The 16,793-nt window shown below is 73.6% G+C and carries 18 protein-coding genes; 11 read left to right on the forward strand and 7 right to left on the reverse strand.

From position 1 onward, the window contains the following. The 7 genes from UWG_RS31170 to UWG_RS0126525 all read left to right on the forward strand — a co-directional run. The coding region (locus UWG_RS31170; protein WP_033196395.1) for a 2Fe-2S iron-sulfur cluster-binding protein at window positions 1-197 on the forward strand (197 nt) is incomplete at its 5' end. Between the two features lie 46 nt (window positions 198-243). After that, window positions 244-1,029: a 2-keto-4-pentenoate hydratase gene (locus UWG_RS0126500; protein WP_016910216.1), complete on the forward strand. Its 786-nt coding sequence runs from the start codon at window positions 244-246 to the stop codon at window positions 1,027-1,029. Window positions 1,030-1,036: 7 nt separating this feature from the next. After that, window positions 1,037-1,945 (forward strand): acetaldehyde dehydrogenase (acetylating), encoded by a 909-nt coding sequence (locus tag UWG_RS0126505; protein WP_016910217.1) that lies wholly within the window; start codon window positions 1,037-1,039, stop codon window positions 1,943-1,945. A 54-nt stretch (window positions 1,946-1,999) separates the two neighbouring features. Beyond that, the gene (dmpG, locus tag UWG_RS0126510) at window positions 2,000-3,052 is read left to right on the forward strand and encodes a 4-hydroxy-2-oxovalerate aldolase (RefSeq protein WP_016910218.1); all 1,053 of its coding nucleotides are present in this window, start codon (window positions 2,000-2,002) and stop codon (window positions 3,050-3,052) included. A gap of 64 nt (window positions 3,053-3,116) precedes the next feature. Further along, window positions 3,117-4,295 carry an acyl-CoA dehydrogenase family protein gene (locus tag UWG_RS0126515; protein ID WP_016910219.1) on the forward strand — a complete coding sequence of 393 codons (1,179 nt, stop codon included), beginning with the start codon at window positions 3,117-3,119 and terminating at the stop codon, window positions 4,293-4,295. A gap of 14 nt (window positions 4,296-4,309) precedes the next feature. Further along, entirely contained in the window at window positions 4,310-5,227 is a 918-nt protein-coding gene (locus tag UWG_RS0126520; protein ID WP_016910220.1) for a VOC family protein, read from the forward strand. Window positions 5,228-5,307: 80 nt separating this feature from the next. Further along, a complete protein-coding gene (locus UWG_RS0126525) occupies window positions 5,308-6,759 on the forward strand; it encodes an FAD-dependent oxidoreductase (protein WP_016910221.1) in 1,452 nt (483 codons plus the stop codon). A gap of 30 nt (window positions 6,760-6,789) precedes the next feature. Here the strand turns inward: UWG_RS0126525 and UWG_RS0126530 are convergent, their stop codons facing one another. The 5 genes from UWG_RS0126530 to UWG_RS0126550 form a co-directional block, all read right to left on the reverse strand. After that, window positions 6,790-7,233 carry a VOC family protein gene (locus UWG_RS0126530; RefSeq protein WP_016910222.1) on the reverse strand — a complete coding sequence of 148 codons (444 nt, stop codon included), beginning with the start codon at window positions 7,231-7,233 and terminating at the stop codon, window positions 6,790-6,792. Window positions 7,234-7,337: 104 nt separating this feature from the next. Beyond that, the gene (locus UWG_RS0126535) at window positions 7,338-7,889 is read right to left on the reverse strand and encodes a hypothetical protein (protein ID WP_016910223.1); all 552 of its coding nucleotides are present in this window, start codon (window positions 7,887-7,889) and stop codon (window positions 7,338-7,340) included. Window positions 7,890-7,977: 88 nt separating this feature from the next. Continuing rightward, on the reverse strand, window positions 7,978-8,769 hold the full coding sequence (locus UWG_RS0126540) for an SDR family NAD(P)-dependent oxidoreductase (RefSeq protein ID WP_016910224.1): 792 nt from the start codon (window positions 8,767-8,769) through the stop codon (window positions 7,978-7,980). Beyond that, window positions 8,766-9,065: a hypothetical protein gene (locus tag UWG_RS0126545; protein WP_016910225.1), complete on the reverse strand. Its 300-nt coding sequence runs from the start codon at window positions 9,063-9,065 to the stop codon at window positions 8,766-8,768. The genes UWG_RS0126540 and UWG_RS0126545 overlap by 4 nt, the downstream gene beginning before the upstream one ends. Continuing rightward, window positions 9,065-10,255, reverse strand: a complete 1,191-nt coding sequence (locus UWG_RS0126550) for a 3-ketosteroid-9-alpha-monooxygenase, oxygenase component (RefSeq protein ID WP_016910226.1) — start codon at window positions 10,253-10,255, stop codon at window positions 9,065-9,067. Before UWG_RS0126550 ends, UWG_RS0126545 begins: the two co-directional genes overlap by 1 nt. Before the next feature lie 180 nt (window positions 10,256-10,435). Between UWG_RS0126550 and hsaA the strand changes: the two genes are divergently transcribed. Next, window positions 10,436-11,608 (forward strand): 3-hydroxy-9,10-secoandrosta-1,3,5(10)-triene-9,17-dione monooxygenase oxygenase subunit, encoded by a 1,173-nt coding sequence (gene hsaA, locus UWG_RS0126555; RefSeq protein WP_016910227.1) that lies wholly within the window; start codon window positions 10,436-10,438, stop codon window positions 11,606-11,608. A 27-nt stretch (window positions 11,609-11,635) separates the two neighbouring features. On the opposite strand, the gene UWG_RS0126560 is transcribed toward hsaA, so the two are convergent. Beyond that, window positions 11,636-13,198, reverse strand: coding sequence for an FAD-dependent oxidoreductase (locus UWG_RS0126560; protein WP_016910228.1), 1,563 nt, complete (start codon window positions 13,196-13,198; stop codon window positions 11,636-11,638). A gap of 194 nt (window positions 13,199-13,392) precedes the next feature. Here UWG_RS0126560 and UWG_RS0126565 point away from each other — a divergent pair, with 194 nt between their 5' ends. Both UWG_RS0126565 and UWG_RS0126570 read left to right on the forward strand, forming a co-directional pair. Beyond that, window positions 13,393-14,016: a TetR/AcrR family transcriptional regulator gene (locus UWG_RS0126565; protein WP_016910229.1), complete on the forward strand. Its 624-nt coding sequence runs from the start codon at window positions 13,393-13,395 to the stop codon at window positions 14,014-14,016. A gap of 96 nt (window positions 14,017-14,112) precedes the next feature. Further along, window positions 14,113-14,880, forward strand: coding sequence for an SDR family oxidoreductase (locus UWG_RS0126570; protein WP_016910230.1), 768 nt, complete (start codon window positions 14,113-14,115; stop codon window positions 14,878-14,880). Window positions 14,881-14,922: 42 nt separating this feature from the next. Here UWG_RS0126570 and UWG_RS0126575 read toward each other — a convergent pair whose 3' ends face one another. Further along, entirely contained in the window at window positions 14,923-15,843 is a 921-nt protein-coding gene (locus UWG_RS0126575; RefSeq protein WP_016910231.1) for an SDR family NAD(P)-dependent oxidoreductase, read from the reverse strand. A 200-nt stretch (window positions 15,844-16,043) separates the two neighbouring features. Here UWG_RS0126575 and UWG_RS0126580 point away from each other — a divergent pair. Continuing rightward, on the forward strand, window positions 16,044-16,793 hold a 750-nt coding region (locus UWG_RS0126580; protein ID WP_016910232.1), incomplete at its 3' end, for a thiolase family protein.

The raw sequence follows: 16,793 nt of genomic DNA on the forward strand, positions 1-16,793 counted from the left end.
TCCTCGCCGCCGGCCTCGACGCCCCGTTCTCCTGCCGCGAGGGCGCGTGCAGCGCGTGCGCCTGCCGCGTGCTGGAGGGCGAGGTGGAGATGGCGCACAACGAGGTGCTGGAGCGCGAGGACCTGGAGGAGGGCTACGTCCTCGGCTGCCAGTCCACCGCGCGCACCCCCGAAGTCACCGTCACCTACGACGAGTAGGCCTCGCCCGATCCCCGACCTGCGACCCACGACCTACGGAGACCCCATGCTGGACCCCGCCCAGCGCACCGCGGCCGCGGAGGCGCTGTCGAGAGCCGAACGGGACCGCACACCCGTCGAGCCGCTGCGCGAGAGCCACCCCGGTATCGACGTCGTCGACGCGTACGAGATCCAACTCGCCAACATCCGCCGCCGGACGGCGCGGGGCGCACGCGTCCGCGGGCACAAGGTCGGGCTCTCCTCGGCCGCGATGCAGCAGATGATGGGCGTCGACGAGCCCGACTACGGCCACCTGTTGAGCGACATGGTCCTCGACGCAGGCGAGCCGGTGGACACCTCCCGCTACCTGCAGCCGCGCGTCGAGGTGGAGGTCGGCTTCGTCCTCGGAGCCGCGCTGCCGGGCGAGGGCTGCACCGAGGACGACGTGCGCGCGGCGACCGCGTACGTCGTCCCCGCGATCGAGCTGATCGACAGCCGGATCGAGGACTGGCGGATCGGCCTCGCCGACACCGTCGCCGACAACGCCTCCTCCGCCGGCGTCGTCCTGGGCGAGGCCCGCGCCCCGCTCTCCGCGCTCGACGTCGCCGACGTCGACGCGGTGCTCCACCGCGGCGGCGAGGAGGTGGCGCGCGGCAACACCAGCGCGGTGCTCGGCGATCCGACGACGGCGGTCGCCTGGCTCGCCCGGAAGGTCGCCGGCTTCGGCGTCCGGCTGGAGGCCGGGCACCTCGTGCTCCCCGGCTCCTGCACCCGCGCCTGGGACGTGCGGCCAGGCGACGACGTCCGCGCCGAGTTCGACGGGCTCGGCTCCGTTTCCGTCCGATTCAGGTGAGGCGAGAATGACCAAGGCAGCACCGGCACAGGCGAGCGCGGCCATCGTCGGCCCCGGGAACATCGGAACCGACCTGATGTACAAGCTCCTGCGCTCCGACGCGATCGAGCCGAGGTGGATGGTCGGCGTCGACCCGGAGAGCCCGGGGCTCAAACGCGCCGCGGGCGAGGGGCTCGACGCGAGCGCCGAGGGCGTCGACTGGCTCCTGGACCGGGAGGACCGCCCCGACCTCGTCTTCGAGGCGACCTCGGCCGCCGTCCACCGGGCCAACGCGCCCCGCTACGCCGAACTCGGCATCCAGACCGTCGACTTGACCCCGGCCGCGCTCGGCCCCGCCGTCGTGCCCGCGGTGAACCTCGGCGAGCACCTGGAGACGCCGAACGTCTCGCTGATCACGTGCGGCGGGCAGGCGACGATCCCGATCGTGCACGCCGTCTCGCGCGTGGTCCCCGTCGCGTACGCGGAGATCGTCGCGAGCGTCGCCTCGCCCTCGGCGGGCCCCGGGACGCGCGCCAACATCGACGAGTTCACGCACGCCACGAGCCGCGGCATCGAGACGATCGGCGGCGCGGAGCGCGGCAAGGCGATCATCATCCTCAACCCTGCGGAGCCGCCGATGCTCATGCAGGACACCGTCTTCTGCGCGATCCCCGCCGACGCCGACCGCGCCGCCGTCGCCGACTCGGTCCACCGCACCGTCGCGGAGGTCGCCGCGTACGTCCCCGGCTACCGGCTGCGCGCCGAGCCGCAGTTCGACGACCCGACGACGGTGAGCGGCGGCCTCGCGCGCGTCGCCGTCTTCCTCGAGGTGGAGGGCGCGGGCGACTTCCTGCCTCCCTACTCAGGAAACCTCGACATCATGACGGCCGCCGCGACCCGGGTGGGAGAGGGCTTCGCCCGCCGCAACGGCGGCTGACGGCGCAGCCCGCCGACATCCGACCCAGCCACTCCGACCAGGGAGACCCCTGCCATGCCCTACAGCGCCGACCTGGACGTCCGGGTCACCGACTCCTCGCTGCGGGACGGATCGCACGCCAAGCAGCACCAGTTCACCGCCGAGCACGTCCGCTCCGTCGTCGCCGCGCTCGACGGGGCGGGGGTGCCGGTGATCGAGGTCGCGCACGGCGACGGCCTCGGCGGCTCGTCCTTCAACTACGGCTTCAGCCACACCCCCGAACAGAAGCTCATCCGGACGGCGGTGGAGACCGCGCGGCACGCGAGGATCGCCTTCCTGATGCTCCCCGGGCTCGGCGTCCAGGACGACATCAGGGAGGCCGCGGGGAACGGCGCCGCCGTCTGCCGGATCGCCACCCACTGCACCGAGGCCGACATCTCCGTGCAGCACTTCGGCCTCGCACGCGAACTCGGCCTGGAGACCGTCGGGTTCCTGATGATGGCGCACAGCTCGCCCCCCGAGGCGCTCGCCGAGCAGGCACGGATCATGGCGGACGCCGGGTGCCAGTGCGTCTACGTCGTCGACTCGGCGGGCGCGCTGGTGCTGGAGGACACCTCGGAGCGAGTGGCGGCGCTCGTCGCCGAGTTGGGGACGGACGCGCAGGTCGGCTTCCACGGGCACGAGAACCTCGGGCTCGGCGTCGCCAACTCGGTGCTCGCGGCGCGCGCCGGAGCCACCCAGATCGACGGCTCGACCCGGCGGTTCGGCGCCGGTGCGGGGAACACCCCGGTGGAGGCGTTCGCCGCCGTCGCCGAACGGCTCGGCCTGCGCACCGGGATCGACACCGCGAAGATCATCGACGCCGCCGAGGACGTCGTACGCCCCGTCATGGACCGCGAGTGCCAACTGGACCGGCTCTCGCTCACGATGGGCTACGCGGGCGTCTACTCCTCCTTCCTCACCCACGCCGACCGGCAGGCCCGCCGCTACGGGGTCGCCGGCACCGACATCCTCGTCGAGGCGGGGCGCCGACGGCTCGTCGGCGGCCAGGAGGACCAGCTCATCGAGATCGCCGTCGGACTCGCAGCAGCGGCGGCGGGCGACGGGCAACGCGCACAGGACCGGTGAACGAGCGGCGAGCGGGCCGCCGCACGGGCTCCCGCGGACGCCGCAGACGAGGAGACGTCGCACTATGGCCGATACCGTTCTCGACAGGATCGAAGCGGCAGCCGAGACCTTCCGCGAGCAGGGCCCGCTCAACGAGCGCGCCGGCAAGCTCACCGAGGAGACGGCGAGCGCGCTGCGCAGCGCGCAGGCGATCCGGATGCTCCAGCCGAGGTCGCACGGCGGACTGGAGGTGCATCCACGCGAGTTCGCCGACACCGTGATGCGGATCGCCGCGCTCGACGGGGCGACGGGCTGGGTCGCCGGCGTGGTCGGCGTCCACCCGTGGGAGCTCGCCTTCGCCGACCCGAAGGTGCGGGACGAGATATGGGGGGAGGACCAGGACACCTGGGTCGCGTCGCCCTACGCGCCGATGGGTGTGGCGCGGCCGGTGGACGGCGGGTACGTCTTCAACGGCCGCTGGCAGTTCTCCTCGGGCACCGACCACTGCCGCTGGATCTTCCTCGGCGGCCTGCTCGGCGACGCGGAAGGCAAGCCGACGGGCGAGTCGCTCCACCTGATCCTCCCGCGCTCCGACTACGAGATCGTCGACGGCAGTTGGGACGTGGTGGGGCTCCGCGGGACCGGCAGCAAGGACGTGGTCGTCGAGGACGCGTTCGTGCCCGAGTACCGGACGCTGCCGGTCTCCAAGGTCGAGTCGGGAGAGGCCGCACGCGAGGCGGGCGTCACCAACCCGACGTACCACATGCCGTTCTCGGCCGCGTTCCCGCTCGGCATCACCGCCTCGGTGATCGGCATCTGCGAGGGCGGGCTCGCGCTGCACGCCGCCTACCAGTCCAAGCGCGTCAGCATCGTCGGCGACGAGGTGAAGAACGACCCGCACGCGATGTACGCGCTCAGCGAGGCCGCCGCCGAGATCGCCGCGTCCAGGGCGGCGCTCCTCGACAACGCCTGCCGCATGTACGACCTCGCCGCCTCCGGCCGCAAGGCGACCTTCGCCGAGCGCGCGGTGGGCCGCCGCACGCAGGTGCAGGCCGCCTGGCGCGCGGTCCGCGCCTTCAACGAGATCTTCGCCCGCTCCGGCGGCAACGGGCTGCGCATGGACAACCCCATGCAGCGCTTCTGGCGCGACGCCAACAACGGCCTCGTGCACGCGATCCACACGCCTGGCGGCGTCTTCCAGGGAGCCGCCCTCAGCCAGCTCGGCGTCGACCCGCCGGCCGGCCCGATGCGCATGATGATCTGAAGCGAGGAGTAGAGATGACCCACATCAGGGGACTGGGATACCTCAGGGTGCAGACCGCCCATCACGACAGGTGGCGCGAACTCGCCGTCGACGGGCTGGGGATGGCGCCCGGCTCCGGACCCGAGGAGGAGGCGCTCTACCTGCGCGTCGACGAGCGCAGGGCGCGCCTCGCGCTGCTCCCGGGCGACGTCGACAAGGTGCTCTCCGTCGGCTGGGAGGTGCGCGACGGCGCCGCCCTCGACGCGGTGCGCCGGCAGGTGGAGGACGCGGGCACCGCGGTGAAGGAGCTGACGCCGGCCGAGGCCCGGCAGCGGGACGTGGAGGCGGGCGTCGCCTTCCAGGACCCGGCGGGCGTGCGGGTGGAGGTCTTTTACGGGCCCGTGCTCGACCACTCGCCGCTCGCGACCGGCTTCGGGCAGCGCTTCGTCACCGACGGGCTCGGCCTGGGCCACGTCGTGCTGCCGACGGCGCACGCCGACGCGACCGTCGCCTTCTACACCGAGGTCCTCGGCTTCCTGCCGCGCGGTGCGATGAAGGTGGGGTCCCCGGAAGCCGACCCGGTGCCGCGGATCAGGTTCATGGGCGTCAACCAGCGCCACCACAGCCTCGCCGTCTGCCCGGCGCCGCCCACCGACGTGCCGGGACTCGTCCACCTCATGGTGGAGGTCGACACGCTCGACGCGGTCGGCATCGCGCTCGACCGGGTGCAGAAGCTCGGCTTCTCGATCTCCTCGACGCTCGGCCGGCACACCAACGACAAGATGGTCTCCTTCTACGTGCGCGCGCCCGGCGGTTGGGACATCGAGTACGGCACGGAGGGGATGCTCGTCGACGAGACGACGTACACGGCCGAGGAGATCACGGCGGACAGCTACTGGGGCCACGACTGGTCGGGCTCCGAGCCGCTCGCCGCCTTCACGCCGACCGACTGACCACGTCCGCGGGCCGGTTCCGGAACCACCGGGGCCGGCCCGCTCCCGTTCCCCGCCAACCCACCGAGCAAGGAGACGAGATGGACCGCAAGCAGCGGGCCGCGCAGCCCGACCACGAGGCGGACGTCCTCGTGCTCGGCTTCGGCTGCGCCGGGGCAGCGGCGGCGTACGAAGCGGCGGCGGCCGGTGCCGAGGTGCTGGTGCTGGAGCGGGCCGGCGGCCCCGGCGGCTCCTCTGCGCTCTCCGGCGGGGAGATCTACCTCGGCGGCGGCACGGAGGTGCAGCGCGCGTGCGGCTTCGAGGACAGTCCGGCCGAGATGGAGGCGTTCCTCACGGCGGCGCTCGGCCCGCACGCGGACGAGGCGAAGATCCGCGCCTACTGCGACGGGAGCCTGGAGCACTACGAGTGGCTCGTCGACCGCGGCGTCGGCTTCCACCACTCGCTCTGGTCGGCGCCGACGTGGATGCCGCTCACCGAGGACGGACTGATGTGGCTCGGCGAGAACAGTTGGCCGTACAACGAGTTGGCGAAGCCGGCGCCGCGCGGGCACCGCCCCGGCACCTCGTCCTTCGGCGGCTGGCTGCTCATGGAGAAGCTCTCGGCCGCCGCAACGGAGGCGGGCGCCGTCACCCACAACGACACACGCGCCACCGGGCTCCTCACCGACGCCGAGGGCCGGGTCCGCGGCGTCACCGCACGACGGTACGGCGAGGACCTCGTCTACCGGGCACGGCGGGCCGTCGTCGTCACGACGGGCGGGTTCGCCGACAACGACGAGATGCTGGAGCACCACGCCCCGCAACTGCGGGCGCACGGAAAGGTGAGCGACGGGCTCGACGACGGCAGCGGCATCCGGATGGCGATGCGACTGGGCGCGGCGACGCGCCGCATGTCGTGCGTGGAGACCGCGCTCTCCGTGGTGCCCGGGCTCATCGCGCGGGGGATGCTCGTCAACGCGCTCGGTCAGCGGTTCGTCAACGAAGACACCTATCCGGGGCTCGTCAGCGTCGCGGCCGTCTACGACCAGCCGGGGCCGGCCTGGACGATCGTCGACGAGGAGGGGTACGAGTCCCTCGAGGAGCGCGAACGCTGGGGTATCAGGCCGCAGTTCGTCGCCGCCACCCTCGCCGAGCTGGAGGCCGAGACGGGTATGCCGGACGGCGGCCTCCAGTCCACGGTCGCCGCGTACAACGCGCACGCGGAGCGGGGAGAGGACCCGTACTTCCACAAGGACCCGAAGTGGCTGCGTCCGCTCCGCCCGCCGTACGCGGCGATCGACAGCCGCGTCGGGTTCGGTGCGGACGGCGGGAGCGGGGCGGGCACGGGGGCGTCCGGGTTCACCCTCGGCGGCCTCCACACCAGCACGCAGAGCGAGGTCCTCGACCTCGACGGGCACCCGATCCCCGGCCTCTACGCGGCGGGACGCGCCGCCTCGGGGATGCACGGCGAGGGCTACATCTCCGGCACCTCGCTCGGCGACGGCACCTTCTTCGGGCGCCGCGCGGGGAAGGCAGCGGCGGCGCGGGGATGAACAGCCGCCGCTGGACGGGGAGTTGCGGCTCTACTGCTGCTTGTCGGCGAAGCGGCCCCGGAGCATGCCGGTGGCCTGGCCCACCTCGACGAGGTAGCCGTCCGGGTCGCGCAGGTAGCAGCGGATCTCCGCCTTGCGGTCGAGGGGCTCGGTGAGGAACTCGGCTCCCTTGCCGCGCGCGTGCTCGTAGAAGGCGGCGATGTCCGCGACGCGCACGTTGAGGAACGAGGAGACCGGGTCGCCGGGTTGCGGAGGCCGGAGCGTCACGCCCGGCTTGTCGGGGGTCGGGCCGCCGCCGGGGTTCATGATGAGCCAGCCGTTGGCGACGGCGACGATGCAGGGGTTCTCCTCCAGGACGACCTCGCCGCCGAGGACCTCGGTGTAGAACTTCCGCGAGGTCGGGACGTCGCGCACGGTGAGGAAGTGTGTGAGGACGATGCCCTCGCTCGGCACGGGCCACTGGTCGTGCTCCACGGCTCACCTCCGGCTCGGCGACGTCGGGCGGGCGCGCCTGGACGGCGTGCGTCTCACCGTAGGCGCGGCTGCGCCGGTGCGCACTTCGGGTGCGGCGGCGCGGGTCAGGGTCGCCGGCGCCGTCCGAGGAGGCGGGCCTGCTCGCGCTTGAGCGCGTCGAAGCGCTCGCGCGCGTACGCGCGCACCGCCGAGGCGGGGAAGGGGCTGGGCGGCGGTTCGACGCGGCCGTCGGGGCCCTCGGCGTGGATCTCGTCCCACGCGGCGTGCGTGTACACCTCCAGCAGGACGGGCGGCATGCTCTGCTCGCAGAGCAGGTCCGCTTTGGTGGTGAGGATCTCGCGCACGGCACGGTGGTTGGGGAGGAAGACGGCGGTGAGCCACCGGTGCCACTCGGCGGCCTCCTGCTCGGTGAGCGGTTCCGCGTCCGGGCCGTGCTGGAGCGGCGAGCGGCCGTCGGCGCGCGGGTGCCGCTCGGTGAAGGCGGCGTAGAGCCGGCTGTTGGCCTCGGTGAGGGCGAGCAACGGGCCGTACAACTCGGCGAGTTGGCGGTTGACACGCGCCAGGCGCTCCGCACGCTGGGCGAGTCTCAGGTTGTTGAGGTACGTCCCCGCGTAGCCGGTGAAGGCGAGGACGACGGTGAGGATCGCAGCACCCATGGGGCGTCACGGTAGCGTCCGGCGGACGGCACGGCGGTGGCCGGCCGAACTCGCCGGCTCACCACCGCCGTCGGCCCGCACGGCCCGCTCACCGGTCGGGCAGCAGATCCCTCGACGCCTCGGCCGCCTTCCGCACGATCCGGTCCCGGGGGAAGCCCGACTGCGCCTCGGCCGCCTGCTGGTTGCCGCCGGCCACGTGGACGGGGCCGTACGGCAGCCGCTCCAGGCCCTCCCTGGCGACGTCCTCCGGCTCGGCCACGTTGAGCCCCGGCAGGTCGAGGTGGAGCCCCGCGCGCTCCATCGCGGGGGTCCGCGTGACGCCGAGGACCAGTTCCAGCACGTCGACGCCGTGCGGGGCGAGTTCCAGCCACAGCCCCTCGGCGAAGATCCGGCCGAACGCCTTCGCCGCGGAGTAGATGCTGATCTCCTCGTGCCCGAGGAACCCCGCGAGCGAACCGACGAGCAGCAGCCCGCCCCGTCCGCGCGCCTTCAGCCGCGCGCCGAAGTGGTGCGCCAGGGCGAGCTGGGCCGTGATGTTCAGGTCGAGGACCTGCCGCATCGCCGCCATCCGGGACTCGACGAACTCCCCGCCGTGCGTGTTGGCGCCCGCGTTGAAGACGAGCAGCCCGACGTCGAGCCCTGCCGTCTCGCGTGCGACGGTCTCCGGGGTCGCCGGATCGAGGAGGTCGAGGGCGAGCGTCCGCACCTCCACGCCGTGCTTCTCCGCCTCGGCGGCCGCCTCCCGCAGCGGCTCCTCGCGGCGTGCGAGGAGCACGAGGTTGACGCCGGCCTCGGCGAGCTGCCGCGCGAATGCCGCGCCCACCCCCTCGGAGCCGCCTGCCACCACGGCCCAGGATCCGTACCGTTCCGCGTCTATCACCGTGCCTCCCGGGTGGTGCGGTCCGCCGCGGGGTCGAAGACGGGCACGACGCCGTCGAGTGCGGCCTGCTCGACGGTGTCGCGCAGCGCGCCGCAGACGCCGACGGCTTGCGCCTCGTCACGCAACTCGGGGCAGCCGGCGCGGACTTGGGAGGTCCACTGCACGCTCGTGTGCTGCCAGCTGAACTTCTGCACCTGCACGCGGCTCCCGCAGGCCCGGCAGGCGAGCGGCACCAGGTTGCGGCGCTCCTCGCGCTCCCAGGCCGGCTGCCGCCCGCCGTCGCTCGGCGGCCCCATCAGCCGGCGGCACCCGCGGCCGCGCCCGCCTGCTCGGCGCCGGCCCCGGCACGGCGTGCGAGGTTCTCCTCCATCTCCCTGCGCCACGCCTCGACGGGCCTGCTCGTGTCGAGCTCGAATTCGAACCGGTCGGTCATCTCCGTGCGGACGTCGGCGACGTCCACGTAGAACTGCTCGTACCAGCGCCGGAGTTGGTAGACCGGGCCGTCCTCCTCGCAGAGGAGCGGGTTGTCGATCCGGGTCTTCGACTTCCAGATCTCGATGTCCTGCTCGAAGCCCAGCTTGATGAAGTCGCCCATGCCGCGGGCCTGGTGGAGCGCGGTCTCGTCGGGGAGCCCCGCGGGCTTCTTGACGATGATCCCGTACATCAGGACGAACTTGTTCGCCGTCACCGGGTAGTGGCAGTTGATGAGGATCGACTCGATGTCTCCGGTGTCGAACCGGTAGACGAGTTCGTCGATCATGAACGAGGGGCCGAAGTACGAGGCGAGAGAGGTGTTCCCGAGCATCGTCGGCTCGCCCTCCAGCGCGGGCTTTGCGACGTCCTCGCGCGAGAGGCCCTCCATGTACTGCGTCGCGACGTGGCCCTCGAAGACGTTCCGGAACTTCGTCGGGAACGCGTAGTGCACGTAGAAGAAGTGCGCCATGTCCACCACGTTGTCGACGACTTCGCGGCAGTTGGTGTCGACCTCGACCGAGTACCAGACCCAGTCGCTCCACTCGTCGCTCAGCCCGCCCTCGATCCGCGGGATCGCCTGCTCCGCCAGGGGCGGGTTGCCCTCCGGGTCGTTCCAGACGAAGAAGAGCCCGTCCTGGTCGAGCGTGGGCCACGAGCGGGTGCGGGCGCGCGGCGGCACACGGCGCCCGTACGGGATGCCGGCGCAGCGGCCGTTGCCGCCCCACCGCCAGTCGTGGAACGGGCAGGCCACCGCGTCGCCCTTGACGGTGCCCTTCGAGAGGTCTCCGCCCATGTGCCGGCAGTAGGCGTCGAGTACGTGCAGTTCGCCGTTGCTGTCGGCGAAGACGACCAGCTTCTGGCCGAACGCCTGGACCGAGTGCGGCCCGCCGTCCTTGAACGACTCGGACACGCCCAGGCAGTGCCAGCCGCGCGCGAACCTCGTGGGCGCCGCGCCGGTGTCGATGGTGCGTACCTCGTCCGGGGACTGGGTGGTGCTGACAGCGCTGCTCACAGTCGTCCCTCCCTTCGGTGAATGGCCTCAAGCTAGGGCGGCGCACGGCTGCGGGCACCGGCGAGTCCCGCTGGCCGGGACGGAGCGCGGGGGCCGCGTCCGGACGCGCCTAGCGTGCGTCCCGGCCGGGCGGGGCAGCCGAGGCAGGCACCGGCGCAGGCGTGCGGAAGGCGGTTCGCGGTGACGGGTGAGAGCGTGCGGAAGGCGGTGCGCGACCTGCTGCCGGCGATCGGCGAGCGGGCGCAGGAGACGGACGACGGGCGGGCCGTCGCCCCCGGAACGGTGCGGGACCTGGCGGCAGCGGGCGTCTTCCGGACGCTGCAACCGCGGCGTTACGGAGGAGAGGAGGGCGACCCGGTCGAGTTCTTCCGGCTCGTCCGCGAACTCGCCGCCGTCTGCGGCTCGACGGGCTGGGTGGTCTCCGTACTCGGCGTCCACCCCTGGCAGTTGGGCCTCTTCGAGGACCGTGCGCAGGCCGAGGTCTGGGGCGAGGACGCCGACACGCTCGTCTGCTCCGCGTACGCGCCGACCGGCCGCCTCACGCCCGACGGCGGGGGCGGCTACCGCCTCTCCGGGCGCTGGCGGTTCTCCTCCGGCTGCGCGCACGCGAGTTGGGCGCTGCTCGGCGCCCTCGTCGTCGGCTCCGAGGGGCACCCCGTCGACTTCCTCACCGTGCTGGTGCCGCGCTCCGAGCTCCGTGTCGTCGACGTCTGGGACGTCGTCGGGCTGCGGGGCACGGCCAGCAACGACCTCGTCGTGGACGACGCCGAGGTGCCCGCGCACCGTGTGCTGAGCAACTACCGCCAGGCCCAGCTCCGCGGCCCGGGACAGCAGGTGAACACCGGACCGCTGTACCGCCTGCCGTTCGCCGCGGTTTTCACCCACGCCATCGCCTCCCCGCTCCTCGGCATCGTCTCCGGCTGCTGGGAGCGGTACGTCGAGACGATGCGCGAGCGCACCCGGCTCAGCCTCGGCGGCGACCGGTTCGCCGAGGACCCGTACGCGCAGGTGTCGTTGGCGAGGGCCGCGAGCGAGATCGACGCCGGCGTCCTCCAAGTCGAACGCAATCTGCGCGAGTTGGGGGAGTGCGCGGCGTCGGGCCGCGAGATCCCGCTCGAACTGCGCCTGCGTACGCGGCGGGACCAGGTCCGCGCCACCGAGCGCGCCACGTACGCCGTGGACGAGCTCTTCCGCACGGCCGGCGGCATGTCCCTGCACCGCGGCCACCCGATCGAGCGCGCCTGGCGCGACGCGCACGCGGGCAGCGTCCACGTCGCCAACGACCCGGAGCGCGCCCTCGCGATGTACGGACAGGGCGCGTTCGGCCTCTCCGTCGAGGACAACCTGGTGTGACGCGGCACGGATGCGCGGCTGTCGGGGTCAGGCGCCCGACGCCATCCCTCGTGCGGCGAGGTAGCCGAACGTCATGGCCGTCCCTAGCGGTATCCCCGGCCCCGGATAGCACCGTCCGCTGAGCGAGGCGGCCGTGTTGCCCGCCGCGTAGAGCCCGGGGAGCACGGTGCCGTCGGTGCGCAGCACGCGGCCCGCGGCGTCGGTGCGGAGGCCGCCCTTGGTGCCGAGGTCGCCGAGGCGGACGGGGGCGGCGTAGTAGGGCGGCTCGGTGAGCGGGACGAGGCAGGGGTTCGGGTGCTCCTCGGCCGCGGCCGGGTCGGCGAAGAACCTGTCGTACGCCGACGTGCCGCGCCCGAAGGACGCGTCGTCGCCCGCTGCCGCCGACGCGTTGAACTCCTCGGCGGTTTCCCGGAGCCGGGCCTCCGGCACGCCGATGGCGCGGGCGAGTTCCTCCAGCGTGTCGGCGCGGTGCCAGGTGCCGGCCGCGAGACTCGCCTCCGGGTCGACGTCGGGGACGGCGATGAGCGGCATCCGTCCGCCCTCGCGCGAGTCGAAGACGAGGTGGGCGGGGTCGCGGCGGGCGGCGTCCGCGGCGAGTTCGCGTCCCATGCGGTCGTAGGGGAGCGACTCGTTGGCGAAGCGGCGGCCCTCGGCGTCGACCAGGAAGCCGCCGCGGAGACCGAGGACGAACGAGGGCGCACCGTCGGGCTGGGGCGAGACGGGGCACCACCATGCCTCGTCGAGGAGTCCGGTGGCGGCGCCGAGCGCGGTGGCCGCGTCCATCGGCCCGCCGTCGTTGCTGCCCGCGGGCGCCATCGACGTCGCCGGACCGCCGGGGACGCCTTCGGCGGTGCGCCGCCGCGCGTTCCGCTCGAAGCCGCCGGCCGCCAGGAGCACCCCGCGGCGTGCCCGTACGGTGGCCCGGGTGCCGTCCTCCGCCGTGACGACGGCGCCGGTCACCCGGCCCCCGTCGGCGGTGAGTTCGGTCATCGCGGTGCGGGTGCGCACCTCTGCGCGGCCGGTGCTGCGCATCGCGAGGAGCAGGCGTCCGATGAGCGCCCTGCCGCCGTCGAGGATCTCGGTGTGCCCGCGCTCCCGGCGGTCCCTGTCGACGGCGGGGCGGACGAGCGCGGCGTCGGCGCCGAGTTCGGCGAGGGGCAGGTCCGCCGGCATCACCGAGCGGCCGAGGGAGAGGCTGCCGGGGGCCTCGAAGTAGTCGGGGAACGCCTGCCAGGCGAACGCGACGTGCTCGTTCGCCTCCAGCGTCGCCACGACCTCGGGCGCGTGGCGGAGGAACGCCTCCCTGCGCTCCTGCTCGAAGTCGCCGAGGAGCGCGTCGAGATAGCTGCGCGCCGACTCGGTGGAGTCGCCGGCGTCCGACCTGCGCTGCACCTCGCTCCCGGGGAGCCAGCACGCGGCGCCCGAGTACGCAGAGGTGCCGCCCAGCAGCGGCGTACGCTCGACCACCAGCACGTCGAGCCCGGCGGAGGCGGCGGTGTACGCGCCGGTGAGCGCGCCCGCGCCGGACCCGACCACCAGTACGTCGCACTCGCGCAGTCCCTGCCGCCCGCCCTCGACCGTCGTTCCCACCGCGCCTCCTCGTCCGGTCCGCCGCCCGTCCCCGGGCGCCGACGACGAAACCGCAGGGCTCGACGGTGCGGCGAGCGCAGTCCCACTCAGCGGACGCGCTCCGCGGGGATTGACTTGGCCTCCCGCCTCTGATCCTGCGGAAGCTACGGGCGGGTATGGTCGGGGTGAGCCGAACCGAGGGAGTGAGGATTCCGTTGCCCAGAGTCGCCTCGGGCCGCGCGGCAGCCGAACCCAGCTCTGCCGAGCAGCGCGCCCGGTACCTGCGGATACTCCGGGTCGCCGCCCGGCTGGGCTCCGAACTCGGCCTGGAGCGCGTGCAGATGCACGAGGTGGCCAAGGGAGCCGGCGTCGCCATCGGAACCCTCTACCGCTACTTTCCCTCCAAGACGCACCTTTTCGTCGGCGTCATGGCGGACCAGGTGGAGCGCATGGGCAGGCGCGTCGGCCACCCGGAAGGCGTGCCGCCCCACGAGGCCGCGTTCACGGTGCTCCAGGAGTCGAGCAGGGCGCTGCTGCGGCGACCCAACCTCGCGGTGGCGATGCTCACTTCGTCGAACGCGGCGAACGCGGCGACCGTCACGGACGTCGGCCGGATCGACCGCGGCTTCCGGCAGCTCCTCCTCGACGCGGTCGGTCTGGAGCAGCCGACGGCGCACGACGTCACGCTCATCCGGCTGCTCCTGCAACTCTGGTACGGCGTCCTCCAGTCGGGGCTCAACGGCCGCGTCTCCATGCCGGACGCCGAGGCCGATCTCCGCCTCGCCTGCCGGTTGCTCCTCGCGGGGCTCTCCAACACGCAGGCGCCGCAGGCGGATTGAGACCGCGTCCCGGCCAGCGGGACGATCCCGCGTGGAGGACGCGCCAACCGCCTACCGTTCGCGAGGAGTCGGCCCGCACACGTCAGGAGCTCTGCGATGGCACGCCGTACGATCGTGACCGGTTCGGCCTCCGGGATCGGGCGGGCCACTGCCGACCTGCTGCGGGCCAGGGGCGAGCAGGTGACCGGCGTCGACCTGCGCGACGCCGAGGTCCGCGCGGACCTCGGCACCCGGGCCGGACGCCGGGATGCGCTGGAGTCGCTGGCCGCCGCGCATCCCGGCGCAGGCGTCGACTCCGTCGTCGCCTGCGCCGGGATCGCGGCCCAGCGGCCCGCCACCGTCGCCGTCAACTACTTCGGCACCACCGCCCTGTTGGCCGGGCTCCGGCCGCTCCTCGCACGCGGCACGGACCCGCGGGCCGCGCTCGTCGCCTCGATCACCGTCACCTCCGCGCTCGACGAGGCGATCGTGGCGGCATGCCTCGACGGCGACGAGGAGCGCGCCGTCGCCCGCGCGGCCGAGGCGGCACCGCACGAGATCTACCCGTCCTCGAAGGGCGCGCTCGCCCGCTGGGTGAGGCGCACCTGCCTCGCCCCCGGCTGGGCGGACGCCGGCATCCCGCTCAACGCGGTCGGCCCCGGGGTCGTCCGCACACCGATGACGGGCGGTCTCTTCGCCGACCCGGCGATGAAGGCGGTCATGGACGAGGCGATCCCGATGCCGCTCAACGGGTACGCCGGACCCGAGGCGGTGGCCGCGGCCCTCGCCTGGCTCACGAGCCCGGAGAACACGCACGTGACAGGCCAGTTGCTCTTCGTCGACGGGGGCGCGGAGGTGGCCCTGCGCGGGGAGGGGCCGCGCTGAGCGGTCGGGGGCGGGCCGCCCGATCGGCCCGAGTCGCCGCCGTCAGACCCCCGTCGTGTCGAGCTCCGCGAGCGCGTGGGCGGCGAAGGTGCGCCCCGGGTCGCGTCCGGCGAAGTGCGGCGTGACCTTCGCCGCGAACTCCTCGGCGGTGAAGGCGTCCTCGTCCGCGGTGAACTGCTCCTCGACGCTGGGCGGTGCGAGGAGCGCGACCATCCTGCCGTAGACGACGAAGACCTGGCCCGAGATTCCGGCCGCGGCCGGCGAGGCGAGGTAGCGGACGAACTCGGCGACACGCTCGGGCGCCATGATGTCGGTTTCGCCGTCCGAGGGGTCGGCCCCGAAGGTCGCGTCGGTCATGGCGGTGCGCGCCCGGGGGCAGATGGCGTTGGCCCGTACTCCGTAGCGCGCGAGGCCCTGCGAGGTGGCGAGGGTCAGCGCCGTGATCCCGGCCTTCGCCGCCGCGTAGTTGGGCTGCCCGGCCGAGCCGAAGAGGAACGCCTCGGACGACGTGTTGACGACACAGCCGTCGACGGGTGCCCCCGCGGACTTCGAGGCCGCACGCCAGTGCGCGGCCGCCGCGCGGGAGACGGCGGCGTGGCCCTTGAGGTGGACCCGGAGCACGTCGTCCCAGTCCTGCTCGGTGAGGTTGAAGAGCATCCGGTCCCGCAGCACGCCCGCGTTGTTGACGACGACGTCGAGGCGGCCGAAGCGCTGGACGGCCGTGTCCACGAGCCGTGCGCCCAGCCCCCATTCGCCGACATCGCCGACGACGGCGACGGCCTCGCCGCCCGACTCCGCGATCTCCGCCGCGCATGCGTGCGCCCCCTCGCCGACGTCGTTGACGACGACACGGGCGCCGGCGCCCGCGAGCGCCTTCGCCTCGGCGCGCCCGAGCCCCGCGCCGGCTCCGGTGACGACGGCGGTGCGCCCCGTCAGCTGCAGTGCTGCGGTGTCGGCTCCCATGTGGTTCCTCTCGACGGGTCCGGCGCCGATCCGCCCGGGCGGACGGCGGGTTGGTGGCTCGGCGCCACCCAACGGCAGCCGGTGGCGGTGCGTCGAGCGCCGTCCCGGTCAGCGGGAGGCGGCTTGGCGGGGCCGGTCCGCTGCGGCTAGTTTCCCCGGCCACGAACTGGAATTGGTTTCAGCGAAACTGAGGAGCACAGATGCCGCGTCCGGTGATCGTCGAAGCGGTCCGCACGCCGATCGGCAGGCGCGACGGAGCCCTCAGCGGAGTGCACCCGGGCCAACTGCTCGGCGCCGTCCAGCGAGGGTTGGTGGAGCGCGCCGGAGTCGACGCGGCCGAGGTGCAGCAGGCCGTCGGCGGGTGCGTGACGCAGGCGGGGGAGCAGTCCAACAACGTGACGCGCGGCGCCTGGCTCGGCGCGGGGCTGCCGCACACGACGGCCGCCACCACCGTCGACTGCGCCTGCGGCTCGTCGCAGCAGGCCGTCCACCTCGTCGCCGGGCTGATCGCGGCCGGCGCCGTCACCACCGGCATCGGGTGCGGCGTCGAGGGGATGAGCCGCGTACCGCTCGGCAAGGCGCTCGCACCGGGGACCGGCAGCCCCCGCACCCCCGACTGGCAGCTCGACATGGCCGACCAGTTCACCTCGGCCGAGCGGATCGCCGTCCGCCGCGGCCTCACCCGCGCCGAGGCCGACGAGTTCGGCCTGCGCTCGCAGCGCCGCGCGGCCACCGCCTGGGCGGAGCGCCGCTTCGACCGCGAACTCCTCCCCGTCACCACGCCCGAGGGCACCGTCGTCGCGCGTGACGAGGGGCTCCGCGAGACCTCGGCCGAGAAGCTCGCCGCGCTCAAGCCCGTGCTCGACGAGGGGATACACACGGCGGGCAACACCTCGCAGATCAGCGACGGCGCCGCCGCCGTCCTGCTGATGGACGAGGCGCGCGCGCCC

It is taken from the genome of Streptomyces xiaopingdaonensis (assembly GCF_000262345.1).
GTDB classification, from domain to species: Bacteria; Actinomycetota; Actinomycetes; order Streptomycetales; family Streptomycetaceae; genus Streptomyces; species Streptomyces xiaopingdaonensis.